We start from the raw sequence: 16,626 nt of genomic DNA, 5'->3' as shown, positions 1-16,626 counted from the left end.
ATAGATCGACGAGCCGGTGGAACCCCCACCGGTGCGGTACGCATGTCGCCGGACTCCGCCGGCGCCCGACCCGCCGCCCACCACTAGCGGCCGAACCGCGCAGGGAGACAGGAAAGCCGTGGCACCACCTCAGGGACAGATGCGACCCGGGCGGCAGTTGGCCGTACTCGGGTTGATCTTCACCGTCCTCTATCTTCTGGTGTTCTTCGCCGCCGGGGCCAAGGGAAGCTGGTCCGACCGGCTCGAGCCGAAGCTGGGCCTGGATCTCATCGGCGGCACCCGGATGACCCTGGAAGCGGCGACCGAGGCGGGCGAGGTGCCGCCGGCCAGCTCGCTGGAGGAGGCCCGGCAGATCATCCAGGCCCGGGTGGACGGCCGGGGTGTCGCCGAGGCCGAGGTGGTCACCGAGGGCAACCGGAACATCGTGATCTCCGTGCCGGGGCAGAACGCCGATCTCAACGACGTCGGCACCCCGGCCGAGCTGCGCTTCCGCAAGGTGCTCAAGACCGCCGACGGCGGCGGCCCGGTCAACACCCAGCCGCCGCCCGGGGCCACCCCGTCGGGCAGCCCTGCCCCGTCCGGCAGTCCCGACCCTTCCGCCAGCGCCAACCCCTCGCCGGGGGTGACCTCGTCGCCCGGCAGCGGCGGCGGCCAGGGCGGCGGTGCGCCGGCTCCCACGCCGACGCCGAGTGCGACCGGCGCCTCCCCGGCGCCGAGTGCCACTCCCGGCGCCGCTCCGGCCGACCAGAGCCTGGAGGCCCTGCGGGCGGCGGTGGAGCAGAAGGTGGGCCCGGAGGCCTGGGCCGCCGCGAGCGCGCTCCAGGCGCCGGCGGACTACAGCGCCGACCCGGCGCTGGCCGAGAAGCTGGAGCCCTTCGCCTCGCTGACCCCGCAGGAGGTCCGGGTCCTGCCGGCGAACATCCAGTTCTACGTGCCGACCATCACCTGCGAGAAGCTCGACCAGCGTCCGCCGGGCTCGATCAAGGACTCGTCGCAGCAGGTGGTGGCCTGTGAGGGCGGCCAGCTGAAGAACCTGCTCGACGTGGCCAAGGTGGAGGGGACCGACGTCGACGACGCCAGCGGGGTGATGGACCAGACCACCAGCCAGTGGGTGGTCAGCCTGGACTTCACCGGCGACGGTCAGAGCAAGTGGACCAACCTGACCCGTGAGGCGTACAACAACACCGACAGCCAGTGCGACCAGGCGGCCCTGGGCGACGAGGGCCGGTGCCGGGTGGCCGTGGTGCTGGACAACCAGATCATCTCCTCGCCCGAGATCCAGGGCGTGCTGACCGGCGACTCGCAGATCACCGGCAGCTTCACCCAGGCTTCCGCCAACGAGCTGGCCAGCCAGCTCCGCTACGGCGCCCTGCCGCTGACCTTCGAGCCGCAGGAGGCGCAGAACATCACCGCCACGCTCGGCACCGAGCAGCTGCGGGCGGGCCTGCTCGCCGCCGGTATCGGCATGCTGCTGGTGATCATCTACGCGTTCTTCTACTACCGGCTGCTCGGCTCGGTGATCTTCCTGAGCCTGGTTCTCTCGGCCGTGCTGGTCTTCGGTGCGCTGGTGCTGCTCGGCCGGCAGATCGGCTTCACCCTGACCCTGGCCGGGATCGCCGGCTTCATCGTCTCGTTGGGTGTCGCCGCCGACTCGTTCGTCATCTATTTCGAACGCCTGAAGGACGAGATCCGGGAGGGGCGCACCCCGCGCAGCGCGGTACCTCGTGCCTGGGCCCGGGCCCGCCGGACGATCATCTCGGCGAACGCCATCTCGATCATGGCCGCCGTGGTGCTCTATCTCGTCTCGGTCGGCACGGTGCAGGGCTTCGCCTTCGCGCTGGGCCTGGCCACCGTCCTCGACCTGGTGGTCGTCTTCCTCTTCCGGCATCCGATCATGACGATGTTCGCGCGCACCCCGGCGTTCCTGTCGCCGCGGGTCAGCGGGCTCGGTCGGGCGCTGGAGTCCCGGGACGAAGACGACGCGCCGACGACCGGCAAGACCCGTGTGAAGGAGGCATGAGATGAGCAGGAGTGGTCTTGCCGGCCGCCTGTACCGCGGCGAAGCCGGTCTGCAGATCGTCCCCCGCCGGAAACTCTGGTTCCTCATCTCCGGCGGTCTGGTCCTGCTGACCGTGCTGAGCTTCGTCATCCAGGGCTTCACCCTGGGGATCGAGTTCCGGGGCGGCAACGAGTTCCAGGTGCCGACCAGCGTCGGCACCATGCAGCGGGCCGAGGAGGCGATGCACACCGCGCTCGCCGACGAGTCGACGCCGGAGGGGCCGGCGGAGGTGGTCTCCGCCCAGCAGGTCGGCGACGCCACCTACCTGTTCCGGACCTCGCCGCTGGAGCAGCAGCAGGCCACCGACGTCCGCACCGAGGTCGCCAACGAGCTCGGCATCCAGCCCGACGAGATCAGCGACAACCGGGTCAGTGCCGCCTGGGGTGCCCAGATCACCGAGCGGGCGCTCATCGGTCTGGTGATCTTCCTGGTGCTGGTCACCGGCTACCTGGTGCTCCGGTTCGAGCTGCGGATGGCGCTCGCCGCCGTCTCCGGTCTCGCCCTCGACCTGCTGCTCACCGCCGGGATCTACTCGGCGGTCGGCTTCGAGGTGACCCCGTCGACGGTGGTCGGCTTCCTGACCATCCTCGGTTTCGCCCTCTACGACACCGTCGTGGTCTTCGACAAGATCCAGGAGAACACCCGGGGCATCACCGCTGGCAGCAGCCAGACCTACGCCGAGGCGGCCAACCTGGCGCTGAACCAGACCCTGATGCGGTCGATCAACACCTCGATCGTCGCCCTGCTGCCCGTGGGCGGGCTGCTCTTCATCGGCGCCGGGCTGCTCGGCGCCGGCACCCTGAAGGACCTCGGTCTGGTGCTCTTCGTCGGTATGGGTACGGCGTTCTTCTCCTCGCTCTTCTTCGCCACCCCACTGCTGGTGACGTTCAAGGAGCGGGAGCCACGGATCCGCCAGCACACCCAGCGGGTGCTGGCCCGGCGGGCCGGTGGCCGGGACGGCTCGGCGGTGCGCCGCCCGGCCCGGCAGCCCGGCCAGGCCCGGCAGGCCGGCCCGGCACCGGCGGAGGAGTCGGCGGCCGAGGAGGCCCCGGTGCCGACGGGCGGTGCGAGCGCCCTGGCGGGCGCCGCGCCGAAGGTCGGGTCGCGGCCGTCGGGCAAGCGCTCCGGGGGCGCCCGGGGCGGTCGCTCCGGTGGCAACCGGCCCGGTGGCAAGCGGCGCTGAGCGGGACGGAGACGGACCAGAGGCGCCCGACGAGCCGCCACGCGCGGTGCGTCGGGCGCCTCTGTGCGGGAAAGGACACAGTGTGACGGAGACCCCGACCGAGGTACGCGGCGACAGTGGCCCGGCCACCGCCCAGTTGGTGGCCAGCCGGGTGCTGGACGTTCCCGACTTCCCGAAACCGGGCATCGTGTTCAAGGACCTGATGCCGCTCTTCGCCGACGGTGCGGTGTTCCGGTCCGTCATCGACGGGATCGTCGACCACCACGGCCGGGACTCCTTCGACGTGGTGGTCGGGATCGAGGCGCGCGGCTTCGTGGTGGCGGCCGCCATCGCGTACGCCACCGGGGCCGGGGTGGTGCCGGTCCGCAAGGCCGGCAAGCTGCCCCGGGCGGCGTACGCCGCCTCGTACGCCCTGGAGTACGGCGAGGCGACCCTGGAGGTGCACCAGGACGCCTTCACGGCCGGGCACCGCGTCCTCGTGGTGGACGACGTCCTCGCCACCGGCGGGACGGCGCAGGCCACCCTCGATCTCGTCGAGCGGGCCGGTGGCACGGTCGCCGGCTTCAGCGTGCTGCTGGAACTCAGCTTCCTGAACGGCCGGGACCGGCTCGCGCCTCGACCGGTCCATGCCCTGTTGACCGTTTAGTTCCCGCCGTCCCCGCGTGGTTTCCCGCCGTCCCGGCCGAGGCCAGCCGTACCCGCCGGAGGACCGGCACCGGGTCGGCGGTGCGGGTACGATTGCCCTTCGTGGCGGGCCGGGTCGACAAGCCCGGAACTGGCGCGAGACGGGGTCGACCGGCTACGGTCGGCTAATTCCCGGCGAGGTGTTGAGGAGGCCGGTGTCTCACGATGTCGCCCCTCCGGCGGAGGGCATGGTGCATCCCAGCAACAAGGCTGATACCCCTGCCGACGTCGCGGTCAGCGCCGGTGGTGCCCAACCTCCGGCCGGCGGGTCCGGCGCGGTCGCGGGGCCGGCGACGCCGACTGCTGCCGCAACGGAACGCGCTCCGGCCGTCGCTGGAGGAGACGCCGCGTCCGCCGATATCGCGTCCGCCGACACCACCTCCGGCCCGCTCGGCGGCGCTGCCGCGTCCGGCCCGCTCGGCGGCGCTGCCGCGTCCGGCCCGCTCGGCGGCGCTGCCGCGTCCGCGGCCGGCGGCAACGGTGTCCCCCCGGCTGTTCCGACGGGCGGCAACGGTGTCCTGCCGGCTGTTCCGACGGGCGGCAACGGATCGGCTCGCGGGCCGGGAGGTGCGGGCGCTGCCTCGGGTGCGGCGGGCGGACCGGGTGCCGTCGCCGAGTTCGCCGGGATGGCGAGCGACGCCTCGCAGCCGCCGGCGACCAGCTTCGCCCTGGCCAACGCGCCGACCGGGCGCCGGGTCCGGGCCCGGCTGGCCCGGTTCAACGCGCCCTGGCAGACTCCGCAGGTGAGCGAGGTGCTGGAGCCGCTGATCGCGACGCACCGGGCATCCCACCCCAAGGCGGATGCGCGGCTGTTGCAGCGTGCCTTCGACACGGCCGCCCGGTGGCACTCGGGGCAATACCGGAAATCCGGCGACCCCTACATCACGCACCCGCTGGCGGTCGCCACCATCCTGGCCAACCTGGGCATGGACACCACCACGCTGGTCGCCGCGCTGCTGCACGACACCATCGAGGACACCGACTACGGGCTCGACCAGATGCGTGCCGACTTCGGCGCCGAGGTCGCCCTGCTGGTGGACGGCGTCACCAAGCTGGACAAGGTCAAGCTGGGCGACGCCGCCAAGGCGGAGACGATCCGCAAGATGGTCGTGGCCATGGCCAAGGACCCCCGGGTGCTGGTCATCAAGCTGGCCGACCGGCTGCACAACATGCGTACCCTGACCTTCCTGCCCGCACCGAAGCGGGAGCAGAAGGCCAAGGAGACGCTGGAGATCCTGGCGCCGTTGGCGCACCGGCTCGGTATGAACACCATCAAGTGGGAGCTGGAGGACCTGGCCTTCGCCAACCTCTTCCCCAAGCGCTACGAGGAGATCAACCGGCTGATCGGCGAGCACCAGCCGCAGCGTGAGGCGCTGCTGCGGCAGGTGACCGAGAAGGTGCAGCACGACCTGCGGGCCGCCAAGATCAAGGCGGAGACCACGGGCCGGCCCAAGCACCTCTACTCGATCTACCAGAAGATGATCGTCCGGGGTCGGGACTTCAACGACATCTACGACCTGGTCGGCGTGCGGATCCTGGTCGACACGGTGCGGGACTGCTACGCGGCCCTCGGTGTGATCCACGCGAACTGGCAGCCCGTGCCGGGCCGGTTCAAGGACTACATCGCGATGCCGAAGTTCAACATGTACCAGTCGCTGCACACCACGGTGATCGGACCTTCCGGCAAGCCGGTCGAGATGCAGATCCGGACGTACGCGATGCACCGCACCGCCGAGTTCGGCATCGCCGCGCACTGGAAGTACAAGGAGAAGAAGGGCGAGACGGTCGTCGGGCCGCCGGCACACATCGACGAGATGACCTGGCTGCGGCAGTTGCTGGACTGGCAGCGGGAGGCGGCCGACCCGAGCGAGTTCCTCGACGCGCTCCGCTTCGACCTCTCCAGCCAGGAGGTCTACGTCTTCACGCCCAAGGGCGACGTGATCCCGTTGCCGACCGCCTCCACCCCGGTGGACTTCGCGTACGCGGTGCACACCGAGGTCGGGCACAAGTGCATCGGCGCGCGGGTGAACGGCAAGCTGGTGCCGCTGGAGTCGACGCTCTCCAACGGCGACGTGATCGAGATCTTCACCTCCAAGTCCGACACGGCCGGTCCGACCCAGGACTGGCTGGGCTTCGTCAAGAGCCCTCGGGCGCGGACGAAGATCCGACAATATTTCAACAAGGAGCGGCGCGAGGAGGCGATCGAGGCCGGCAAGGACGCGATCGTCAAGGCGATGCGCAAGCAGGGTATGCCGTTGCAGCGGATGCTGAGCACGGACAACCTGATGACCATCGCCCGCGACCTGCACCTGGCCGACGTCGCCTCGCTCTACGCGGCGGTCGGCGACAGCCAGGTCTCCGCCCAGTCCGTGGTGCAGAAGCTGATGGCCGGCTACGGCGGCGAGGAGGGTGCCGCGGAGGACCTCGCCGAGACCGCCGTCGCGACCCGCCCGCAGCGCCGGGGCAACAGCAACGACCCGGGCGTGGTGGTCCGGGGCGTCAGCGACGTCTGGATCAAGCTCGCCCGCTGCTGCACCCCGGTGCCGCCGGACACCGTCTTCGGCTTCGTGACCCGCTCCGGCGGGGTGAGCGTGCACCGGGACGACTGCGCGAACGCCGAGGATCTCAAGGCGCAGACCGAGCGGGTCGTCGAGGTGAGCTGGCGGCTCACCTCCGCCTCGACCTTCCTGGTCGCGATCCAGGTGGAGGCGCTCGACCGGCACAAGCTGCTCGCCGACGTGACCCGGGTGCTCTCCGACGAGCGGGTCAACATCCTCTCCGCCACGGTCACCACCACCCGGGACCGGGTGGCGGTCAGCCGGTTCAGCTTCGAGATGGCCGACCCCAAGCACCTCGGGCACCTGCTCGCGGCGGTCCGCAAGGTGGACGGCGTCTTCGACGCGTACCGGGTGACCTCGGGCGCCTGACGGCGCAGCGCAAACGGGCGCCTGACGGCGCAGTGCAAACGGCGCGCCAACCCCTCCCGGGGGTGGCGCGCCGCCGCCGTCGTACGAGGGTCAGCCGACCGGTTCGCTCATGGTCAGCGACTTGATCACAACTTCCTTCTTCGGGTGGCCACCGCCGGCCTGCTGCGCGAAGGCGCCGTCGTCGCCGGCCGCACCGACCTGGGTGACCAGGTCCAGCCCGCCGGTGACGGTGCCGAGCACGGTGTAGGAGGCGGGGAGCTGCGAGTCGCCGTAGACGATGAAGAACTGGCTCCCGGTGCTGGCCGGCTGGCCGGAGTTGGCCATCGCGATCACCCCGGCCGGGTACGGCGGGCGCTTCTCCGTCGGCAGGTTCTCCTCGGCGAAGCGGTACGCCGGCCCGCCCGTGCCGTCGGTTTCCTTCCACGTGTCGCCGGTGACGCTCGGGTCACCGCACTGCAGCACCTGGATGCCCTCGGTGACCAGGCGGTGGCACTTGGTGTTGTCGAAGAAGTTCTTCTCGGCCAGGTGGGTGAAGCTGGCGGCGGTGCAGGGCACGTCCGACAGGTTGACCTTGGCGGTGATCGGGCCGAGGTTGGTGTCGATCGTCATCGTCTGGCTGCCGGTGTTCTTCACCGAGGTCGGCGGCACGCCGACGTCCTTGGTCGCCTCGTTGCGCTGCTCGGCGGGGATGTCGGTCCAGGTGCAGCTGGCGGCGCCGGCCTCGGTCGAGCTCTCGGTGTCGTCGCCCAGGCTCACCACCAGCCACACCGTGCCGGCGACCACCAGCAGCAACGCCACGCCGGCGCCGATGCTCGCCTGCAGTTGCCGGCGCTTGCGGGCGGCGGCGGCGCGCTCGGCCATCTCCCGTTCCAGCTTGGCCCGCGCCGCGGCGCGCTGCCGCTCTCTGGTGGACGTCACGGTGGCTCCTCCTGGACTATGTGCAGCGCGGCCGGGTCCGCGGCTGGGCTGGTGTCTCTGTGCTGGTGTCTCTGCGTTCTCGGGGTTGTCCGGGGTTGTCAGGGCTGGCCGGCGACCGTCGGGCTGGCCGGCGGCGCGGTCGGGGTCGCCGGGGGTGGCAGCAGCTCCGGCTCACCGACCGTGAGGCTCTGGATCACCACGTCGGTCTTCGGCTTGATTTTGACGCCGGAACCATTGTCCACGGTTTCCATGGCGCCGATCTTCTCGACCACGTCGAGTCCGGCGGTCACCCGGCCCACGATGGGATAGCTGGGCTGGGCGGGGCTGAAATCCTTGTAGAAGATCAGGAACTGGCTGCCGTTGGCGCCCGGCGGGTTCCCCGTCATCGCGACGGTGCCGACGGGATAGGCCGGCCCGGCCGGCGGGTCGGCGGACGGGCTCGCGCTGGCGGAGGGGCCGGCGCTGGCCGAGGGGTCCGCGCCCGGACTGGCGCTGGCGGAGGGGTCCGGGGTCGGGCTCGCCGCCGGGGCGTCCGGGACGTTCTCACTGAAGAAGGTGTACGTCGGCCCGCCCTGCCCGGTCCCGCTCGGGTCGCCGCAGCGCAGCGCTCCCTCGGTGGTCAGCTCGTGGCACGTGGTGTTGTCGAAGAACGACTGCCCGGCGAGGTGGGTGAAGCTCGCCGCCGCGCAGGGCGCGCTCGACAGGTTCAGCTCGACGGTGATCGGGGCACCCTGGTTCGTCGTGATCGTCATCGGCCGGGTGCCCTCGGTGGGCACGTCGCCGGTGGGCGGGGTGCCGACATCCTTCAGGTTCGTGTTCGCCTGGGCGTCCTGGCTGGTCCAGGCGCAGGTGTCCGGGGCGGCGCTGTCGTCGGCCGGATCGCGGTCGAAGCCGCCGAGCGCCCAGAAGGAGCCCAGCACGATCAGCAGCAGCGCGACGGCGGAGCCGATGCCGGCCCGGATCTGCCGCTTGCGCCGGGCGGAGGCCGCCCGCCGGGCCATCTGCCGGTCGAGCTTGGCCCGCGCGAGTTTGCGCTGCCGGTCCCTGCTGGAAGCCACCCGCGCTCCCCTTTCGTCTGCCCCTGGTCGTCGTCCTGCCCCTGCGTGCCGTGCCGGTGGACGTCCAGCCGACGGCACGGAGGGCCGCTCCGGCGTCAAGTGCGCCACGCCACACGCCCGCCAGAGTGTACGGGTACCGGCTGGGAATGTGTTGTACGAGGTCACCCGGAAGCAATCGGAGATTATCACTGTGTCTTCCGGTGTCGGTCGGGGCGGGTGTATGGCGGAGGCCGGCCGCGCGGGGCGCCCGATATGGTGGGGCCAGAGTGTGATTGACCCCAGAGTCAATGTGCGATTGACACCAGAGGGACAACCCGCTACTCAGACGGCGGACGGAAGGGAGCGGACGTGCTCGTCGCCGGTTTTCCCGCGGACGCGTTCGGCACCAACTGCTATGTGCTGGCCACCGCCCCCGGGGAACAGTGTGTCGTCGTCGACCCCGGCATCGGGGTGCTGGACCGGCTCGACGCCCTGCTCGCCGAGCACCGGCTGCGGCCGGCGGCCGTGCTGCTGACCCATGGTCATCTCGACCACACCTTCTCGGTCGCGCCGGTCTGCGGCGCCCGGGGGATTCCCGCGTACGTGCATCCGGGTGACCGCGAACTCCTCGCCGACCCGGCCAAGGCGCTCTCGATGGACCTGACCCAGCTCTTCGGCGGTCGGCTGCCCTACGCCGAGCCGGAGGACGTGGCCGAGCTGACCGACGGCGCGACCCTGGCCCTGGCCGGGTTGGAGATCACCGTCGACCACGCGCCGGGCCATACCGGCGGGTCGGTGCTGTTCCGGCTGCCGGGCGTGGGCCCGGCCGTCCGGTCCGAGCTGCCCCTTCCGCCCGGCGTGGAGTGGGCGGCGGAGCAGATCTGCCTGGCGGGCGACGTGCTCTTCGCCGGGTCGATCGGCCGCACCGACCTGCCGGGCGGCAGCCTGCCGACCATGGTGACGAGCCTGCGGGAGAAGATCCTCCCGCTCGCCGACGACACCGTCGTGCTGCCCGGCCACGGCCCCGCGACCAGCATCGGCCGCGAGCGGGCGAGCAACCCGTACCTGATCGAGGTCGCCGGCCTCGACGGGCCGCGGGCCGCGCCCACCCGGGGCTGGTAATCCCCGCTCGCGCACCCGCGCGAGATCCGACAGGAGCGTCATGAGCAAGCCAACACCGATCTCCGGCTTTCCGGAGTGGGCGCCGCCGCAGCGGATGATCGAGCAGTACGTCCTCGACCGGATCCGCCGCACCTTCGAGCTGTACGGCTTCGCGCCGCTGGAGACCCGCGCCGTCGAGCCGCTGGACCAGCTCCTCCGCAAGGGCGAGACCTCCAAGGAGGTCTATCTGATCAGCCGCCTCCAGGAGGAGGGAGCCGCCCCGGCCGGCGAGGGGAGCCTCGGGCTGCACTTCGACCTGACCGTGCCGTTCGCCCGCTACGTGCTGGAGAACGCCGGCCGGTTGCAGTTCCCGTTCCGGCGCTACCAGATCCAGAAGGTCTGGCGGGGTGAACGCCCGCAGGAGGGGCGCTACCGCGAGTTCCTCCAGGCCGACATCGACATCGTGGACCGGGACACCCTGCCGCCGCACCACGAGGCCGAGATCCCGCTGGTGATCGGCGACGCCCTCGGCGGGCTGCCGCTCGGCAGCACCGACGGGCGGCTGCCGATCCGGATCCAGGTCAACAACCGCAAGCTGCTGGAGGGCTTCTACCGGGGGATCGGGCTGGCCGACCCGCTGGCGGCGCTGCGCGCGGTGGACCGGCTGGACCGGATCGGGCCGGACGGTGTGGCGGCGCTGCTGGCCGAGACCGCCGGGGCGACCGACGCACAGGCCAAGGCGTGCCTGGCGCTGGCCGAGATCGCCGCGCCCGACCCGTCCTTCGCCGACGCGGTCCGGGCGCTCGGGGTCAGCGACCCGCTCCTCGACGAGGGGCTGGCCGAGCTGGTCGCGGTGCTGGAGAACGCCGTCGCGCACGCCCCCGGGCTCTGCGTGGCCGACCTGCGGATCGCCCGGGGGCTCGACTACTACACCGGCACGGTCTACGAGACCGAGCTGCGCGGCTACGAGCGGTTCGGCTCGGTCAGCTCCGGCGGGCGCTACGACAACCTGGCCAGCGACGCCAACGCCCGGTTCCCCGGCGTCGGCATCTCGATCGGGGTCACCCGGCTGCTCGGGCTGCTCTTCGGCGCGGAGGCGCTGACCATCTCCCGGAGCGTGCCGACCTGCGTGCTGGTGGCGCTGCCGAGCGAGGAGCGCCGCCCGGAGAGCAACCGGATCGCCGACGCGCTGCGCCGCCGGGGCATCCCGACCGAGGTCTCCCCGTCGGCGGCGAAGTTCGGCAGGCAGATCCGGTACGCCGAGCGGCGCGGCATCCCGTACGTCTGGTTCCCGGGCGCGGACGGCGCCGGTGACGAGGTGAAGGACATCCGCTCCGGCGACCAGGTCGGGGCGGCGCCGGACGTCTGGCAGCCGCCGGCCGCCGACCGCTGGCCGACGGTCGGCTGACCGCCGACCCGCTGGCGGCCGACTGCTGACCGCCGACCGACGGCGACTGACCGACGGCGCTGACCGCTGGTCGACCGCCGGCTGACCGCGCGTGCGGGGTCGGGGCAGAGCGCCCGACCCCGCACGCGTCGCATCCTCACTCGCTGCGCAGGCCGCCCGGGCGCAGCAGCCGCCAGAGTGCCGGCAGGCCCGCCGCCGTCACCAGCAGCACCATCGCCGTCGCCAGCCCGGACATGATGCCGATGCTGGACCAGTCGAGGCGTACGGTCTGGCGGACCATGGTCAGCAGGATGCCGCCGAGCGCCGCGCCGAGCACGATCGCCAGGGCCAGCCCGAGCAGCACCGGCACGGCGGTCTGCCAGAGCACCGACCAGCTCAGCGTGCTGCGCCGGGTGCCGAAGGCGACCAGTACGGCGAGGCTGCGCCGGCGATCCCGCAACTGTTCGAGGATGCCGACCAGCAGGCTCGCGCCGAGCAGCAGCAGGGTGGCGACCACCCCGATGTAGAGCCCGCGTCGGATCTCGCCGAACCGGTCGACCTCCTCGGTCGCGCTGAGCTCCTGGACCCGTACGCCGGGCGTGCCGGGGGAGATCGCGGCGTTGCGGACCAGCTCGATCGTCTCCGGCCGGGTCGGGTCCAGGCCGAGGTAGATGCGGGTGCGGGCGGTCAGCCCGTCGAGCCGGCTCAGCTCCACCGCGCCCGGGGTGGCGAGGACAGCGGTCATCAGGCTGCCGCCGGGATCCGGCCGGGCCGTGACCGGGCGGATCCCGCCCGGGACCGTCCAGCGGGCCGCCATGGCCGCCTCGTCGCCGATCTCGACCTGCTGGCCGGCCCGGGGCAGCGGCGTCGGGTCCGCGGCGGCCGTCTCCTCGTCGCGGGCGGCGAAGACGTCGCCGTCGGCACACCGGTCCAGGGTGGCCAGTTCGCGCAGGGCCGCGCAGTCGCCGATCCGCAGCAGGGTGGACGGGCGGTAGCCGTCCGGCCCGCGCGGCGCGTCGACCGCCGTCATCGAGGTGTCGAGGATGGCGACGACCGTCCGGACCCCGTCGATCGAGCGGAACCGGTCGACGAACTCTCCGGCCCCGGCCGGGTCCAGCGACCGGGGCGTGACGACCATCGCCTGCGCCCGGGTCGGGTCCTGCCCGGTCAGCCGGACGTAGTCGTGCTGGATCCCGGCGAAGAGCATCTGCAACGCGATCCCGCCGGCCACGGCCACCGCGACCCCGCTGACCATCCGGCCCGAGGACTCGCCGTCGAGTTGCAGCCGGCGGAGTGCGAGCTGCCACGACACGGCGCCGCCGGCCAGCCGGCCGACCACCGCCTCGACCAGCCAGGGCAGCAGCGCGGTGACCCCGACGAGTATCAGCAGCACGCCGCCGACCACCTGGGCCTGGTTGAAGGTGCCGCCGCTCTGGTCGATCCGGCCGAGCATCGGCAGGAGCAGCACGGCACCGGCGGCGGGCAGCGCCAGCCGCCACCAGAGCCGGCGCCGCCGGGTGGCCGCCCGGCGTACGACGCCGAGCGGCTCGATGGCGACCCGGCGGAGCGCGAGCTGGGTCACCGCGATCGCGGTGACCGGCACCGCCAGGGCGATCAGCGCAACGAGCACCGGGACGGGCCGGACGTCCCCGGCGAAGACGCTGATCTGCCGGACGGTGACCAGCTCGACGAGTTGCCGGCCGGAGAGGAAGAAGATCGCGCCGGCCAGCAGCCCGAGCAGGGCGCCGACAAGCGCCTCGCCGGCCGCGATCCGCCGGGCCATCGCGGTGTCCGCGCCAACCAGCCGGAGCGCGGCGAGCCGCCGGTCCCGGCTCTCCCCGCCGAACCGGACCGCCGCGGCGACGAAGACCGCGATCGGCAGCAGCAGGACCACGAAAATGATCAGGACCAGCAGCGTGAGTACCGGGTCGAGTCCCTCCCGGTCGTCCTCGCTGCCGAAGTGGTCGATCCGCATCACGTCGTCGCCGGGCCGGAGCCGTTCGCCGCCGAGATAGAAGGCGTACTCGTTCGGCCCGGCGAGGCCCGCGTCGGCGATGGTGCCGACCACCGGATGGTCCAGCCGGGGGCGCAGCAGCGCGCCCTCGGGCGAGTCGAGCAGCCGGGCCAGCGCCGGGGAGACCAGCAGCTCACCCGGGCGGGGAAGCGCGGTCAGTCCCGGCGGGACCGGCGGGTGTGCCCCGTCCGGCTGGAGCAGCCGTCCCCGGATCGGCACGTCCCGGAAGACGGTGTCGACATCCGCCACCAGCAGGGTGCCGTCGCCGGCCGGGGGTTGTGGGACGCCGTAGAACTGGTCGTCGCGGGCGGAGGTCCGCTCCGACCGCGCACCGAGCATGCCCGGGATCGCGGTGGTGGTCAGCAGCAGGGCCACGCCGAGCCCCACCCCGACCGCGGTCATCAGGGTCCGGAACAGTCCGTTACGCCCGCCGGCGAAGACCAGCCGGGCACCGAGGGCCAGGTCGGCGGTCCAGCCCGGAACCCGCCGCCGGCTCATCGCGGCACCAGCACGGTCTCGCGGGTACGGCCGTCGCGCACCACCACCTCGCGATCGGCGTACGCGGCGACCCGTGGCTCGTGGGTGACCAGCACCACCGCCGCGCCGGTGTCCCGGGCGGCCTGGGCGAGCAGCGTCATCACCTGCTCGCCGTTGAGCGAGTCCAGTGCCCCGGTCGGCTCGTCGGCGAAGATCACCCGGGGCGCGGTCACCAGGGCGCGGGCGACGGCGATCCGCTGCCCCTGCCCGCCGGAGATCTCGCCGGGTCGCTGCCCGGCCACGTCGGTGACCTCCAGCCGGGCCAGCCACTCCGCCGCCCGGCGCTCGGCCTCGCGGCGGCGTACCCCGTCCAGCCGCAGCGGCAGCGCGACATTTTCCAGGCAGGTCAGTTCGGGGACGAGCTGACCGAACTGGAAGACGAAACCGAAGTCGCCCCGGCGCAGCGCGCTGCGCTCGGTGTCGGACATCGCGGAGAGTACCCGGTCGCGGTAGCGCACCTGGCCGGCGTCCGGCCGGACGATCCCGGCCAGGCAGTGCAGCAGGGTCGACTTGCCGGAGCCGGAGGGCCCCATCACGGCCACCATCTCGCCGGCCCGGACCGCCAGGCTCGCCCCCTCCAGCGCCGGGGTCGCCCCGTACGCCTTGTGCAGGTCGATCGCGGCGAGCAGCGGCTGCTCCCCGGCACTCGTCTCCCCGGCACTCGTCTCCTCGGCACTCATGCCGGCACCTCCCGTCCGGTCTGCTCCCCGCCCGGTGCCGGACCGACGTGCCCGCCCGGTGCCGGGCCTGCCACGCCGCCCGGTGCGGGATCCGCTCGCCGGACGGCCGGGGCGGCGCCCAGGGTCGCGGCGAGCTGGTCGAGCCGGGCGGCGGTCAGCTCCAGCCACCGCAGGTCGGCCTCCAGGTGGAAGAGGGCGAAGTCGCAGATGAGCTGGTCGGCGAGGTCGCCGTCGGTCTTGCGCCGGGTGAGTTCGCGCATCAGCCGCAGGTGCTCGGCGCGCTGCACGTCGAGGATGTCGGCGGCGTCGCGGCCGGTGAGCAGCCCGAGCACCACCTTGGCGTAGAGGGTGTTCTGCAGGTAGGTGTCGGGCTTCTCCGGCTGCGTCAGCCACCGTTGCACGTCGGTGACCCCGGCGGCGGTGATCGCGTAACGCTTGCGTTCCGGGCCGGCGCCCGGCTCGACCCCGTCGACCTCGACCAGGCCGCCGCGGAGCAGCCGGGCCAGCGTCGAGTAGACCTGACCGTAGTGCAGCGGGCGGCCCTGGCCGAACCGTTCGTCGTAGACCCGTTTCAGTTCGTAGCCGTGCCGAGGGCTGGCCTCCAGCAGGCCCAGGAAAGTCTGTCCGATCGACATGCGGGCGACTCTACATCATGCGTATACACGGGGTGTATAGCGGGGGTGGGTACTCTCTCCGTAACCTCGTTGATCCACTGCGTTGTGAGGGTTCCTTAACACGGCAGACATCGATGCACTCAGATTCATGAAATCCTTCATTCCTACGGTTCGTGGCACTACGCAGCAGCCTTGGCGAAAGGGGTACGGCGGATGCCACGAGGCGTACGGAAACGGCTGGTCATGCTGGCTGCGGCGGCGACGCTGCTCGCTGCCGGCGGTTGTGCCGAAGATCCGACGACGGCGTCGGGTGCTGGCAGTGGTAGCACCATCAGGGTCGGCATCCTGCACTCGTTGAGCGGCACCATGGCGATCAGCGAAGTGACCGTACGGGATGCCGAGCTGCTCGCCATCGAAGAGATCAACGCGTCCGGCGGGGTGCTCGGGAAGAAGATCGAGCCCGTCGTGGAGGACGGCGCCTCGGACTGGCCCACCTTTGCCGAGAAGGCGCAGAAACTCATCTCGCAGGACCGGGTCGCCACCGTCTTCGGCGGCTGGACCTCGGCCAGCCGCAAGGCGATGCTGCCGGTCTTCGAGCGCAACAAGGCGCTGCTCTGGTATCCGGTCCAGTACGAGGGGCTGGAGAGCTCGCCGTACATCTTCTACACCGGTGCGACCACCAACCAGCAGATCGTGCCCGGCCTGGACTACCTGAAGGAACAGGGCAAGAAGAGCATCTTCCTGGTCGGCAGCGACTACGTCTTCCCGCGTACCGCAAACAAGATCATCAAGGCGTACGCGGCGGCGAACGGGATGACGGTGCTCGGCGAGGAGTACACCCCGCTGGGACACACGGAATACAGCACCGTGGTCAACAAGCTCCAGCAGGCAAAGCCGGACGCCGTCTTCAACACCCTCAACGGGGACAGCAACGTCGCCTTCTTCAAGCAGCTCCGCAGCAGCGGCATCACCGCCGAGGCGATGCCGACCGTCTCGGTCAGCGTCGCCGAGGAGGAGGTCGTCGGCATCGGTCCGGAGAACGTCGCCGGCCACCTGGTCGCCTGGAACTACTACCAGACCACCACCGGCGCCCGGAACGACACGTTCGTGCAGGCGTTCAAGGCCAAGTACGGCGCCAACAAGGTCACCTCCGACCCGATGGAGGCCGGCTACAACGCCGTCCACCTCTGGGCCGAGGCGGTCAAGAAGGCCGGCAGCGTGGAGGTGGAGGCGGTGAAGAAGGCCGCGGGCGGCATCTCGCTGGAGGCCCCGGAGGGGACCGTCACCATCGACGGCGAGAACCAGCACGTCTTCAAGACCGCCCGGATCGGCCTGGTGCAGCCGGACGGCCAGATCAAGGAGGTCTGGAACTCGGGAGCGCCGATCAAGCCGGATCCCTACCTGAAGGGCTACCCGTGGGCCGCCGGTCTCTCCTGAGCTGACCTCTCCTGAGCTGACCAGCGGGACCGACTGACGACCGACTGA

General features: G+C 71.8%; 11 protein-coding genes and 1 pseudogene. 7 read left to right on the top strand and 5 right to left on the bottom strand.

The features are described 5' to 3' along the window. The first annotated feature begins 118 nt into the window (after positions 1-118). The 4 genes from secD to ACN27G_RS17685 all read left to right on the top strand — a co-directional run bounded on the left by secD (position 119) and on the right by ACN27G_RS17685 (position 6,853). On the top strand, positions 119-2,020 hold the full coding sequence (secD, locus tag ACN27G_RS17700; protein WP_421493907.1) for a protein translocase subunit SecD: 1,902 nt from the start codon (positions 119-121) through the stop codon (positions 2,018-2,020). Between the two features lies 1 nt (position 2,021). Further along, positions 2,022-3,242, top strand: coding sequence for a protein translocase subunit SecF (secF, locus tag ACN27G_RS17695; protein WP_421493906.1), 1,221 nt, complete (start codon positions 2,022-2,024; stop codon positions 3,240-3,242). An 82-nt stretch (positions 3,243-3,324) separates the two neighbouring features. Continuing rightward, positions 3,325-3,888: an adenine phosphoribosyltransferase gene (locus tag ACN27G_RS17690; protein WP_421493905.1), complete on the top strand. Its 564-nt coding sequence runs from the start codon at positions 3,325-3,327 to the stop codon at positions 3,886-3,888. 556 nt (positions 3,889-4,444) lie between these two features. After that, positions 4,445-6,853 (top strand): RelA/SpoT family protein, encoded by a 2,409-nt coding sequence (locus ACN27G_RS17685; RefSeq protein WP_421497357.1) that lies wholly within the window; start codon positions 4,445-4,447, stop codon positions 6,851-6,853. A gap of 90 nt (positions 6,854-6,943) precedes the next feature. On the opposite strand, the gene ACN27G_RS17680 is transcribed toward ACN27G_RS17685, so the two are convergent. Beyond that, a complete protein-coding gene (locus ACN27G_RS17680) occupies positions 6,944-7,771 on the bottom strand; it encodes a peptidylprolyl isomerase (protein WP_421493904.1) in 828 nt (275 codons plus the stop codon). Between the two features lie 98 nt (positions 7,772-7,869). Then, positions 7,870-8,829, bottom strand: a complete 960-nt coding sequence (locus ACN27G_RS17675) for a peptidylprolyl isomerase (RefSeq protein WP_421493903.1) — start codon at positions 8,827-8,829, stop codon at positions 7,870-7,872. A gap of 348 nt (positions 8,830-9,177) precedes the next feature. Between ACN27G_RS17675 and ACN27G_RS17670 the strand changes: the two genes are divergently transcribed. Together ACN27G_RS17670 and hisS are read left to right on the top strand one after the other, a co-directional pair. Then, complete coding sequence (locus ACN27G_RS17670; RefSeq protein ID WP_421493902.1) at positions 9,178-9,930, top strand: MBL fold metallo-hydrolase; 753 nt, start codon at positions 9,178-9,180, stop codon at positions 9,928-9,930. A 40-nt stretch (positions 9,931-9,970) separates the two neighbouring features. Further along, positions 9,971-11,317, top strand: a complete 1,347-nt coding sequence (hisS, locus tag ACN27G_RS17665; RefSeq protein ID WP_421493901.1) for a histidine--tRNA ligase — start codon at positions 9,971-9,973, stop codon at positions 11,315-11,317. A gap of 136 nt (positions 11,318-11,453) precedes the next feature. Here hisS and ACN27G_RS17660 read toward each other — a convergent pair whose 3' ends face one another. The 3 genes and pseudogenes from ACN27G_RS17660 to ACN27G_RS17650 form a co-directional block, all read right to left on the bottom strand. After that, positions 11,454-13,808, bottom strand: a complete 2,355-nt coding sequence (locus ACN27G_RS17660; RefSeq protein WP_421493900.1) for an FtsX-like permease family protein — start codon at positions 13,806-13,808, stop codon at positions 11,454-11,456. Next, a complete protein-coding gene (locus ACN27G_RS17655) occupies positions 13,805-14,527 on the bottom strand; it encodes an ABC transporter ATP-binding protein (RefSeq protein WP_421493899.1) in 723 nt (240 codons plus the stop codon). Before ACN27G_RS17655 ends, ACN27G_RS17660 begins: the two co-directional genes overlap by 4 nt. Positions 14,528-14,652: 125 nt before the next feature. Further along, positions 14,653-15,162, bottom strand: a pseudogene (locus ACN27G_RS17650) (PadR family transcriptional regulator); the annotation flags it as partial. 192 nt (positions 15,163-15,354) lie between these two features. On the opposite strand from ACN27G_RS17650, the gene urtA reads away from it, so the two are divergent. Next, a complete protein-coding gene (gene urtA, locus ACN27G_RS17645) occupies positions 15,355-16,578 on the top strand; it encodes an urea ABC transporter substrate-binding protein (protein WP_421493898.1) in 1,224 nt (407 codons plus the stop codon). The last annotated feature ends 48 nt before the right edge of the window (positions 16,579-16,626 follow it).

Origin of the sequence: Plantactinospora sp. WMMB334 (assembly GCF_049179095.1) — a bacterium.
In the GTDB taxonomy this organism is placed as follows: domain Bacteria; phylum Actinomycetota; class Actinomycetes; order Mycobacteriales; family Micromonosporaceae; genus Plantactinospora.
This window is presented reverse-complemented; position numbering and strand designations above follow the sequence as displayed.